The organism is Cryobacterium sp. Hh38 (genome assembly GCF_004403235.1).
GTDB classification, from domain to species: domain Bacteria; phylum Actinomycetota; class Actinomycetes; order Actinomycetales; family Microbacteriaceae; genus Cryobacterium; species Cryobacterium levicorallinum.
The window spans coordinates 129629-141483 of record NZ_SOHD01000007.1; the positions used below are offsets into that span (position 1 = coordinate 129629).

Here is an 11855-nt window from a genome sequence, read left to right on the forward strand (position 1 = left end):
GCATGACTGGAGAACCATGACCGAGCAGAGCCACTTCCACCTGCCGCGCCCGCGCCTAACGCTCGACCAGGCGGCCGATCTCGCCCGCGAGCGGTTCAACGTCATCGGCGTCGTCACCGAGCTGGGCAGCAACCAGGACCGCAACTTTCGCATTTACACGGATGCCGCCACGGTCGTACTCAAGGTCTCCAACCCGGCCATCGCGGCCGTCGAGCTTGAGGCGCAGAACGCTGCCCTGGCGCACCTCGGCGATCTGGGCCTGGACCTGCCCGCTGCCGTCACGGCGATCGACGGCAACGAGATCCAGCGCATCACGATCGACGGGCAGACCCTCGACCTGCGCCTGCTGACCTACGTCGACGGGCATCCGCTGACCGATTCGGTGCGGCTCACGGCAGGGCAGGTGCGCTCGCTCGGCGATGTGGCCGGCCGGATCGTGCGTGGCCTGTCCAACTTCGAGCACGCGGGAACCGACCGCTTTCTGCAGTGGGACCTCCGGCGTGGGGGCGAGGTCATCGACGCACTCCTCGGCCAGGTCAATGACGACGCGCGCCGCGAACATTTGCGCACCGTGACCGACGCCGCCCGAATGCAGCTCGCCCCGCTCAAGGGTGACCTGCGCGTGCAGACGATCCACGGCGACCTGACCGACGACAACGTAGTGAGCCGGGACGGCGACAGCATCTCCGGCGTCATCGACTTCGGCGACGTCGCCCAGGGCTGGCTCGTTGCCGAGCTCGCCGCGACCTGCGCCTGTGTGTTGTATCGCAGCCCGCGGCATCCGCTGGCCATTCTCGACACCATCGATGCCTTCGCCAGGCAGGTGCCGCTCTCCGACGCCGAACTCACCGCTCTCTGGCCCCTCATCGTGCTGCGCACGGCGGTGCTCGTGGTGAGCGGCGAAGCGCAGGTGCAGCTCGACGGTGACAACGACTATGCCGACGCCAACCGCGCCCGCGAGTGGCTCGCCTTCGCCACGGCCGCCGACCTTGATGGTGCAGAGGTCGAAGCCCTCATCCGGTTCATGTTGGCGGGCACCGACGCCCCCATCATGACAACCGACTACCCCCTGGCTGGGCCGCTCGATCCAGCGGCCATCATCGACCTGTCCGTGACGAGCGCCGGATACGACGCCGGAGTCTGGCTGGAACTGGACATTGATGCGCGCATTACAGCGGATGCCGCAGCCCAGCTCGGCCACGCCGTCACCCGCTACGGCGAATACCGGCTCTCCCAAACGCGCATCAACACGGCCGAGGAATCCGTCACCCTGGCCCTCGGCGTCGAGGTGATCCTGCCGGCCGGCAGCCACATCACCGCGCCGATCGCGGGGACGGTTGTGGTCGTCGATTCCGACACGGTGCGGCTCGAGGCCGCCCACTTTGACCTGTGGCTGACCGGCATCGACGCCGCGGCGATCGACGGCCAGACCGTCGAAGCCGGAACGACTCTCGGTACCGCTCTCGGTGCGGCTCAGGCCAATTCGGCCGGTGCACGCCACGCCGCCCGAGTGGCCCGCGTGACCCTGCAGACCAGCCGGCTTCGCGGCATCCGCCCGCCGTTCTTCGCCGCACCGTCACACGCGGCGCTCTGGCAGCGGGTCTGCCCCGACCCGTCAGCGCTGCTCGGGCTGGAAACCGCCCGTTCACTGGCCGATGCCGGCGCCCTGCTGCAGCGCCGGGACCAGTCCTTTGCGCGCGTGCAGGAACACTATTACCAAGCCCCGCCGCAGATCGAACGTGGCTGGCAGCATCACCTCATCGATACTCACGGCCAGGCCTACGTCGACATGGTGAACAATGTCACGACAGTCGGCCACGGGCACCCGCGCATTGCCGAGGCCGCGCGCAGCCAATGGTCGCTGCTGAATACCAACTCCCGCTTTCACTACGAGGAGCTTGTGCGCTTCACCGAGCGCCTCGCCGCACTCGCCCCCGACCCGCTCGACACCGTCTTTCTGGTCAATAGCGGCACCGAGGCCGTCGACCTCGCCCTGCGCCTCGCCCTCAGCTACACCGGCCAGGACACCGTGCTCGCGGTGCGCGAGGCCTATCACGGCTGGTCGCTGGCAGCGGATGCCGTCTCCTCCTCGGTCGCCGACAACCCCCGGGCGCTCGACACCCGGCCCGACTGGGTGCACCTGGTCGAAGCGCCGAACGCCGTGCGCGGCAAATATCGGGGCATGCAGTCTGCCCCGCAGTACCTCGACGACCTCGACGGCGATCTGCGGGACCTGGCCGACGCCGGGCGCACGGTAGCCGCGTTCATCGCCGAACCCGTATTCGGCAATGCCGGCGGCGTGTTATTGCCCGACGGCTACCTGGCCGGCGTCTACGAGCGGATGCGCGCCCGCGGCGCACTCTGCATCGCCGACGAGGTGCAGGTGAGCTACGCCCGGCTCGGCAAGCACTTCTGGGGTACCGAGCAACAAGGAGTGGTTCCCGACATCATCACCATCGCCAAGGCGATGGGCAACGGGCATCCGCTCGGCGCGGTCATCACCCGCCGCGACATTGCGGAGCGCTTCAGCGAGGAGGGACCGTTCTTTTCGTCGGCTGGCGGCAGCCCGCTGAGCTGCCGCATCGGCCTGACCGTGCTCGACATCATGCGTGACGAAGGCCTGCAACAAAATGCTGAGGTCGTCGGCCGGCATCTCAAACAGGGCCTGGAACGGCTCGGAGAACGCTTCGATCTGATCGGTGCGGTGTACGGAATGGGGCTCTACCTCGGCGTCGAGCTGGTCAGCGACCGCGCCGCCTTCACTCCGGCGACGGGCGCGGCCGCGCGGCTCTGCGACGAGCTACTGCTGCGCGGCTGCATCGTGCAGCCCACCGGCGACTTCAAAAACGTGCTCAAGATCAAGCCGCCGCTCTGTCTCAGTATCGCCAGCGCCGACCATTTTCTGGACGCGCTGGCCGACGCGCTGGGTGCCATCGCCCCCAGAGCAGCGCAGTCCCCGACGCTTAGCGCCGCGTCTTCGCGCTGATGCTCGGCGACGGTGTCGGCTCGGCGATGAACGCCAGGCCGCCAGCACTGTTGGCCGAGAGCATGAGGGCTTCGATCCAGTCCCGGTTGATCGACGGGGTGCGACTGCCAAAATATCGGTAGTAGAGCGTGCTCGTCGGGTCGAGCCAGATCGCGCTGCGACCACTTCCCTCGTCGGCCGAATCGGACCAGGTGAAAATGAAACTCTCCCGGCGCCGCAGCTTGGTGCTGATCACGATCTGCAGGTGCATGAGGGCACGATCGTCGAAGGTGATTACGATACCCGGATTGCCATAGAGCAACGTACCCATGTTCATGCACCTCCTCGATTGTTCCCCCACTGTAGCGCTATGAGCGGGCGGGAATAGACCGGGCGCATGGCACCAAAACGGGAGGGTGTGCCGGTTTTACCCGGGTGCTCTGCTAGGGTATCAAGGTTGCCGTTCAACGGCCGCGGATAAAGAGAGCTCAGGCATCCTGCCAAGGGCACCGCGCAGTGAGAGAAAGGGGATCCCACTTTATGGCACTCGAACCAGATGCTAAGAAGGCGATCATCGAAAAGTACGCTACCCACCCAGGCGACACCGGGTCCCCGGAAGTTCAGATTGCAATGCTCACGCAGCGCATTCTTGACCTCACCGAGCACCTGAAAGAGCACAAGCACGACCACCACTCACGTCGTGGCCTGCTTCTTATGGTTGGTCAGCGTCGCCGTCTGCTCGGTTACCTGTCGGACATCGACATCACTCGGTACCGCACACTGATCGGCAGCCTCGGCCTGCGTCGCTAATTTCGCGCAGTTTAATTGCACGAAGCGAATGCAGCGTTGACAACGCGAACTTCTTCACAACGGGTCGTCACCTTTTAGGTGGCGGCCCGTTGTGTGTGCCGCCGCCGAGCGGGGGGAGAACAGCGGCTTGCTAACATAGGTGGTTGGCAATAACGAACGGAAATCGGCATGAGTCTTAGGCGCACCAAGAGTATTGAAGATTCGATAGCAGACTCGCTGGAAAAGGGCCACAGCCTCAAACGCACACTCGGCACCTGGGACCTCATGATCATGGGCGTAGCGGTCGCCGTCGGAGCTGGAATCTTCTCGGTCGGCGCCAAGGCAGCCGGCAGCTACGCCGGACCGTCGGTTACCCTGGCCTTCCTGCTCGCCGCCTTCACCTGCGCCCTCGCGATCATGTGTTACGCCGAGTTCGCCTCGGCCGTGCCCGTCGCCGGGTCCGCCTACACCTTCACCTACGCGACCCTCGGCGAGCTGCTCGCCTGGATTATCGGCTGGGACCTCATTCTCGAGATGCTCACGGCTGCCGCCGTCATCGCCAAATACTGGGGCATCTACCTCAGCACCGTGTTCGATCTGGCCGGCTGGAACATTCCAGCGACGATCACCGTGATCGGCCTCGACGTCAGCTGGGGAGCTTTCGTCATCGTCGCCATCTTCACCGCCCTGCTCGTGCTCGGCACCCAACTCTCCGCCCGCGTCGCCAGCGTCTTCACGATCATCAAGGTCGCCATCGTGGTCTTCGTCATCATCGTCGGCGCGTTCTTCATCAACACCGCGAACTACACGCCGTTCATTCCGGCCGAAGTTCCCAGGGCCGGCGGCGAGGGCGACGTCTGGATGCAGTCCCTGTTCTCCTTCATGACTGGGGCGGCCCCGGCGCAGTACGGCCTGTTCGGCCTGCTGGCCGGTGCATCCCTGGTGTTCTTCGCGTTCATCGGCTTCGATGTGGTCGCTACGAGCGCCGAAGAGGTCAAGAACCCGCAGAAGACCCTGCCGCGCGGCATCTTCGCCGGCCTGGCGATCGTCACGGTGCTCTACCTCGGCGTCAGTCTCGTCCTCACCGGCATGGTTCCGTACACCGTACTGGCCGACGACCCGAACGCCTCCCTCGCGACCGCATTCGTCGCGGTCGGCGCCGGCTGGGCCGCTCAGGTGATCTCGATTGGAATCCTGGTCGGCCTCACCACCGTGATCATGGTGCTGCTGCTCGGCCTGTCCCGCGTGCTGTTCGCCATGAGCCGCGACGGCCTGCTGCCGCGCTGGCTCAGCGTCACGAGCGAAAAACGCCGCACGCCGGCGCGCATTCAGATCATCTCCGGTACCGCCGTCGCTCTCATCGCCGGGCTCACCGACGTGGGGGTGCTCGAAGAGATGATCAACATCGGAACACTGTCGGCCTTCGTGCTGGTGAGTATCGCCGTCGTCGTACTCCGCAAGAAGCGTCCCGACCTGCCGCGCGCGTTCAAGGTGCCGTTCTCGCCGGTGTTGCCGATCCTGTCGGCCGTGCTCTGCGTCTGGCTGATGCTCAACCTGACCACCCTCACCTGGGCACGGTTCGGGGTGTGGCTGGCCGTCGGGTTCCTCGTCTACTTCGCTTACGGTCGCCGCCACTCCGTGCTCGGCATCAAGCAGCGTGCGGCTGCTGCCGAAGCGGCCAGGGTCGAAGCTGGCGCCGCGACCAAGCCCGTCGACTAGCCGGCGAACTCGCCGTTCGTGTTCATCTCTTCCTGAATCATGAGGGCGAGCTGGCGCAGGAGGACAGCATCGAACCCCGAGTCCGCGCGCGGTTTCGGATCGAACACGCCGAGGGCGCCGATGCGCTCGCCCGAGGCCGCTTCGATGGGGAATCCGGCATAGAAACGCATGTGGGGCGCGCCGGTGACGAAGGCTTTGCGCCGCAGGCGTTGATCGGCGAGCGTGTCGGGCACGATGACTGCACCGCGTGCGCGCACAACTATCGCCGACATCGAATCGCTCCAAGCCGGGCTCGGCAAGGCTGGGCCGGTACTCGACCGAATCTGCAGGCGATTGCTGTCCCGAATAGCGAAGAGAGCGGATGTCGTGCCGAAAGACTGCTGCGCCAGCGCCACAATATGATCCAACCGGGTGTCACAGCCGCGTCTGAGGCGGCGCCGGTCACCGCCACGGATGGGCGCCGTGCTGGGCGTTGCATCGGTGGATCCGAGCGGCACCGGATAGCGGCTGCGCTGCACGACGTCCAGACGCCCCGCCATCTTCTTGGCCAGAAATTCGCCCCAGTGGCGATAATCGGTGGAATCCGACAGACCAGCGGAGGCTAGAAACTCGACGTCCGCCACGGGGACGAAAACGGAGCGACGCATCGACAGGCAGACCCGTTCGGTGATCGCGTCGAGCGATCGGGCGTGCCGGTCGGCGATTGTTCCGCCGAGGCTGTTGAAGATCGGAATGGCACGAATGGGTTGGATACCCTGAACGTAAATGTACGCGCTGTCATTCGTGTGTCGCTCGACAAAATTCAGGAGTCGAGTGAGGTTGGCCTGCCAGGTTCGCTCGGCCGTGAGGTGTAGGGCGTCACCGACGCCCAGAACGACGACGATCGCATCGAGGCGTCGAAGGTCAGCTCCGCGCAGTTGTACCTGCGCGGAGGCCAGCAGCCCGATCGAGCTGGCAATGAGGGCGACGTCAGCTCCGCGCTGCGTGCGCCCCGAAAGCGCCCGAGCGAGCGAACCGGGCAACGCGATATCGTGGCTGCTGACGCCCCAGCCGGCGGCCGGCCCGCTGCCGAGCACGAGAATGCGATCGCTGTCGATGCCGGGGGAGTGGGCCACCGGGGTGTCGCTGGGCTGCGGAATGGTGACGCTGCCCTGCATGCTGATCGCGGCCCAGGCACGCATCATTCCGGCTGCCGCCACCCGCGCGAGTCCCTGCATCGGCGCATCCTCATTTCAGTCACTAATACTTTGTCTGACACTGGAACGTGTGCCACCCATTCTCATGGCACCAGTTCGGGGCGGTTTACTGCCGGGAATGCGGTCAACCCGGCCGCAGTTACTGGTAATATCAATGCAAACGCATTGATTTTTCTGGAGGTTTACATGCAGTTCGGAATCTTCACCGTCGGCGATCGCACCGTTGACCCCACGACCGGGCGGGAACCGTCCGAGCACGAGCGCATCTCGGCAATGGTCACGATCGCACAGAAGGTCGAAGAAGTCGGCCTCGACGTATTCGCCACCGGTGAGCACCACAATCCGCCCTTCGTGCCGTCGTCCCCGACCACCATGCTCGGCTACATCGCAGCAAAGACGAGCCGCATCATCCTCTCGACAGCGACCACCCTGATCACGACCAACGATCCGGTGAAGATCGCCGAGGACTACGCGATGCTGCAGCACCTGTCCGAGGGTCGGGTCGATCTCGTGCTCGGTCGCGGCAATACCGGCCCGGTGTACCCGTGGTTCGGCCAGGACATCCGTCAGGGCATCCCGCTGGCCCTGGAGAACTATGCGCTGCTGCGTAAACTCTGGCGTGAAGACGTGGTGAATTGGCAAGGCCAGTTCCGCACCCCGCTGCAGGATTTTCAATCAACGCCACGCCCGCTCGCTGGTGTGCCGCCCTTCGTCTGGCACGGCAGTATCCGCAGCCCGGAGATCGCCGAGCAGGCCGCCTTCTACGGTGACGGCTTCTTCGCCAACCACATTTTCTGGCCGGCCAGTCACACCCAGAAAATGGTCGGTTACTACCGCGAGCGGTTTGAGTACTACGGACACGGATCCGCCGAGCAGGCCATCGTCGGTCTCGGCGGCCAGGTCTTCATGCGCAAGAATTCCCAGGACGCCGTGAAGGAATTCCGCCCCTACTTCGACAACGCACCCGTCTACGGACACGGCCCGTCGCTGGAAGACTTTACCGAGCAAACCCCGCTCACCGTCGGCAGCCCGCAGCAGATCATCGACCGCACCCTCGGTTTCCGCGACTACGTCGGTAACTATCAACGCCAGCTTTTCCTCATGGATCACGCCGGTCTGCCGCTGAAAACCGTGCTAGAGCAACTCGACCTTCTGGGCGAAGAGGTCGTGCCGGTGCTGCGCCGCGAGTTTGCCAAAAATCGACCGGCCACCGTGCCTTCCGGGCCCACCCACGCCTCATTGTCGGCCGCCGCAGCGGCTGTGCCCATCGGAACGACGGATGCTGCCACGCCGGTTGCCGGCTAGGCCGTCGGCCTGACGGGCGCTTTCTAACAGTTCTGTTAGAATTGGCGGGGTTGATTGTGAGATCAACCCGTCCAACTCGCCTGTCATACGGGCACGCGAGCCTTCGTCGCCAGCATGGCGAGAAGCAAACTTAAAGGAGAAAACCCCCACATGGAGGGTCCAGAAATCACGTTCGCTGAAACCGTTATCGATAACGGCAAGTACGGCAAGCGCACCATCCGTTTTGAAACCGGGCGTCTCGCCCAGCAGGCGCAGGGTTCTGCCGCCGCCTACATTGACGACGAGACGATGCTGCTCTCCGCCACGAGCGTCAGCAAGCAGCCGAAGGACAACTTCGACTTTTTCCCGCTCACCATCGACGTCGAAGAGCGCATGTATGCAGCTGGCCGCATCCCGGGCAGCTTCTTCCGCCGCGAAGGTCGTCCCTCGACCGACGCCATCCTCACCTGCCGTCTGATCGACCGGCCGCTGCGCCCGTCGTTCGTCGATGGTCTCCGCAACGAGATCCAGGTTGTCATCACCGTTCTGGCCATCGAGCCCGACGAACTGTACGACGTGCTCGCGATCAATGCGGCCTCCATGTCGACGCAGCTCGCCGGTCTGCCGTTCTCCGGGCCGATCGGTGGCGTTCGCGTCGCCCTCGTCCCGGACGAGAACGGTGGCGGCCAGTGGGTTGCCTTCCCGAAGCACTCGCAGCTTGATGACGCCGTGTTCAGCATGGTCGTCGCCGGCCGTGTTGTCACGGACGCCAACGGTGTGCAGGACGTCGCGATCATGATGATCGAGGCCGAAGCGACCGACGCAGCCTGGAACCTGATCAAGGGCGGCGCCATCGCGCCGAACGAAGCCGTCGTTGCCCAGGGCATCGAGGCTTCCAAGCCCTTCATTAAGCAGCTCGTCTTCGCGCAGCAGCAGGTAGCGGATGCCGCCGCCAAGCCGACCGCCGACTTCGCGCTCTTCCCGCCGTACCAGCCGGCCACCTACGACGCGGTCGCCGCGCTGGCCTACGACCAGCTCAAGACGGTCTACACGATCGCCGACAAGGTCGAGCGTCAGAACGCTGACGACGCGCTCAAGGCATCCGTCAAGACCGCCATCGCGGCCAAGGTTGAAGCCGGCGAGCTCGACGCGAGCGCCAACAACCAGGTCAACGCGGCGTACAAGTCGGTCACCAAGCTCGTCGTTCGCTCACGCGTGCTCAACGAGGGCATCCGTATCGACGGTCGTGGGCTTGCGGACATCCGTCCGCTCGATGCCGAGGTTGCGGTCATCCCGCGCGTGCACGGTTCGGCCATCTTCCAGCGCGGTGAAACCCAGATCCTGGGCGTGACCACGCTGAACATGCTGAAGCTCGAGCAGTCGATCGACTCGCTGAACCCGGTCACCAAAAAGCGTTATATGCACAACTACAACTTCCCGCCCTACTCGACCGGGGAAACCGGCCGGGTCGGAACGCCGAAGCGTCGCGAGATCGGCCACGGAGCGCTCGCTGAGCGTGCTCTGGTCCCCGTGCTGCCCACGCGTGAGGAGTTCCCGTACGCTATCCGTCAGGTCTCCGAGGCGCTCAGCTCCAACGGTTCCACCTCGATGGGTTCCGTCTGCGCTTCGACCCTGTCGCTGCTGAACGCCGGAGTGCCGCTGCGCGCCCCGGTCGCCGGTATCGCCATGGGCCTGATCAGCGACACCGTTGATGGTCAGACCCGTTACGCGGCGCTGACCGACATCCTCGGTGCCGAAGATGCCCTCGGCGACATGGACTTCAAGGTTGCCGGTACGAGCGAGTTCATCACCGCGATCCAGCTCGACACCAAGCTCGACGGCATCCCCGCCTCAGTTTTGGCCGGCGCGCTGACGCAGGCGAAGGATGCCCGCGCCACGATCCTCTCCGTGTTGAACGCGGCGATCGACGCTCCCGACGAGATGGCGCCCACCGCGCCGCGCGTCATCAGCGTGCAGATCCCGGTCGACAAGATCGGCGAGCTGATCGGCCCGAAGGGCAAGACGATCAACTCGATCCAGGACACCACCGGTGCCGACATCTCGATCGAGGAAGATGGCACCGTGTACATCGGAGCCGTCGACGGGCCGTCAGCCGAAGCCGCTCGCGCCCAGGTCAACGCCATCGCGAACCCGACCAACCCCGAGGTTGGCGAGCAGTTCCTCGGAACCGTCGTCAAGATCGCCGCGTTCGGTGCCTTCGTTTCGCTGCTCCCGGGCAAGGATGGTCTGCTGCACATCTCCGAGGTGCGTAAACTTGCCGGTGGCAAGCGCGTCGAGAACGTCGAAGACGTGCTCGGCGTCGGCCAGAAGGTTCTCGTGGAAATCACGAAGATCGATGACCGTGGCAAGCTCTCGCTCGCTCCGGTGCTCGATGAGGCTGCTGACACCGAAGGTCGCGCTGCGGCTTCCGACAGCGCAGACGCTTCGACCGAGGCGTAAGACTAAACCGTGCCCCAATAGATCTCCCGATCACCTCTCGCCAGGTCGGTCGGGTAGACGGAAGGCCCGCACTGCTTGCAGTGCGGGCCTTTTCGCGTTCCTGACGCGAAAGACGGCCCGCGCACGCCTTGTTGAGGCCCAGCACCGGGTCTACGTTCGTGGCATGACAAATCAACGATTGACTTCACGGTTTTTGCCTCGCCTCGGCGCTGTCGCCCTGGTCACTGTTGCCCTGCTGGCCGGCGCGGTGAGCGCCCCGGCGCTCGCGCAGACCTCTCCGTCCGTCAAAGCCTCCGCAACCAGCTACGTCGCTCTCGGCGACTCGTTCACCTCGGGTCAGGGTGCCCCGCCCTACGTGCTGGACGGCACCGCGTGCCTGCGTTCCAAGCGTGCCAGCTACCCGATCTTCGCGGACCTGGTCAGTCCGTTCAATCTCGTGTCGAACAAAGCCTGTTCCGGAGCCAGCACAGTGGATGTTCCCGCTCAGCTTCTCGGGGTCAGCCAGAGTACCGCTCTGGTCACGCTGACCGTCGGCGGCATCGATGCCGGCTCCACCATCGTTTTGGCGGCGTGTGCGCCCGACCCGGCCAGTCCGGTCTGCCTCGGTGCCATCCAAAACAGTGTGGCTCAGCTGAACGTTCTCGCCCCCAAGCTCGTGGGCACCTACGGTCTCGTGGCGGCGACGTTGCCGCAGGCGAAGATCGCGGTGCTCAGTTATCCACGCCAGTTCAAGCCGGGATACTCCCCGCTGGGTGACGTGCTCAATGGTGCCACCGACGTGCTGAACACTGTTATCGCGGGATCCGTCGCGGCGATGGCGACGCCACGCATCCACTTTGTCGATACCGCGCAGGAATTCGCCGCACACGGCATCGGGTCGCGTGTTCCATACTTTGCATTTGATGCGCTGATCCCGTTCGCGCCGGCCAACTTTCACCCGAACGCGCTTGGCAACAGCCTCGGTTACACTCGTGCCCTCGTGAATGACGGGGTGCTGCACCTCCGCTAAGGGCGATTCAGCGTTACGTATTCAGCGGCAGCCATCTAATTGAAAGAATCATTAGGTAACGATATACTGAACCTGTGTTGTCTTCTGGTTTGCCCGCCGCCCAATTGAAGTCCGACCTGTTCAAGGCGCTCGGGCATCCGTTGCGGGTGCAGGTTTTGGAACAGCTCGTCGCCGGTGAACGCTCGGTGGGATCACTCGCCGAGGCACTCGGCTGCGAGCTGTCCAACCTGTCGCAGCAGCTCGGTGTGCTGCGACGGGCGGGGGTCGTGGTGACCCGGCGCGAGGGCAACTCCATCTTCTATGCGCTGCGCGACCAGGGCGCGGTGGAGCTGCTGGCCGCGGCCAAGCGCATGGTGCTGGCCAGCCTCACCGACTCGCACGCACTGCTACGCCACCTCGAGCAGGAGTAACACCCGCTCGCCGCGGCCAGCCC

At 64.8% G+C, this 11855-nt stretch carries 9 protein-coding genes; 7 read left to right on the top strand and 2 right to left on the bottom strand.

Annotated elements, in window-relative coordinates; genetic code table 11:
• Positions 1-16: 16 nt before the first annotated feature.
• A complete protein-coding gene (locus E3T41_RS02870; RefSeq protein WP_134477272.1) occupies positions 17-2986 on the top strand; it encodes an aminotransferase in 2970 nt (989 codons plus the stop codon).
• On the opposite strand, the gene E3T41_RS02875 is transcribed toward E3T41_RS02870, so the two are convergent.
• The gene (locus E3T41_RS02875) at positions 2964-3302 is read right to left on the bottom strand and encodes an ATP-dependent DNA ligase (protein WP_307725686.1); all 339 of its coding nucleotides are present in this window, start codon (positions 3300-3302) and stop codon (positions 2964-2966) included. The genes E3T41_RS02870 and E3T41_RS02875 overlap by 23 nt on opposite strands.
• A 203-nt stretch (positions 3303-3505) precedes the next feature.
• On the opposite strand from E3T41_RS02875, the gene rpsO reads away from it, so the two are divergent.
• Entirely contained in the window at positions 3506-3775 is a 270-nt protein-coding gene (rpsO, locus tag E3T41_RS02880; RefSeq protein WP_092112143.1) for a 30S ribosomal protein S15, read from the top strand.
• Between the two features lie 168 nt (positions 3776-3943).
• A complete protein-coding gene (locus E3T41_RS02885; RefSeq protein WP_134467623.1) occupies positions 3944-5473 on the top strand; it encodes an amino acid permease in 1530 nt (509 codons plus the stop codon).
• On the opposite strand, the gene E3T41_RS02890 is transcribed toward E3T41_RS02885, so the two are convergent.
• Complete coding sequence (locus tag E3T41_RS02890; protein WP_134477274.1) at positions 5470-6690, bottom strand: hypothetical protein; 1221 nt, start codon at positions 6688-6690, stop codon at positions 5470-5472. The two genes, E3T41_RS02885 and E3T41_RS02890, sit on opposite strands and share 4 nt — an antisense overlap.
• 165 nt (positions 6691-6855) lie before the next feature.
• On the opposite strand from E3T41_RS02890, the gene E3T41_RS02895 reads away from it, so the two are divergent.
• From E3T41_RS02895 to E3T41_RS02910, 4 genes are all read left to right on the top strand, one after another.
• Complete coding sequence (locus E3T41_RS02895) at positions 6856-7974, top strand: LLM class flavin-dependent oxidoreductase (RefSeq protein ID WP_092449968.1); 1119 nt, start codon at positions 6856-6858, stop codon at positions 7972-7974.
• A 150-nt stretch (positions 7975-8124) separates the two neighbouring features.
• Positions 8125-10413 (top strand): polyribonucleotide nucleotidyltransferase, encoded by a 2289-nt coding sequence (locus E3T41_RS02900; protein ID WP_092449966.1) that lies wholly within the window; start codon positions 8125-8127, stop codon positions 10411-10413.
• Between the two features lie 163 nt (positions 10414-10576).
• Positions 10577-11422 carry an SGNH/GDSL hydrolase family protein gene (locus E3T41_RS02905; protein WP_166791486.1) on the top strand — a complete coding sequence of 282 codons (846 nt, stop codon included), beginning with the start codon at positions 10577-10579 and terminating at the stop codon, positions 11420-11422.
• A gap of 74 nt (positions 11423-11496) precedes the next feature.
• The gene (locus E3T41_RS02910; RefSeq protein WP_198414356.1) at positions 11497-11832 is read left to right on the top strand and encodes a helix-turn-helix transcriptional regulator; all 336 of its coding nucleotides are present in this window, start codon (positions 11497-11499) and stop codon (positions 11830-11832) included.
• Positions 11833-11855 lie beyond the last annotated feature (23 nt).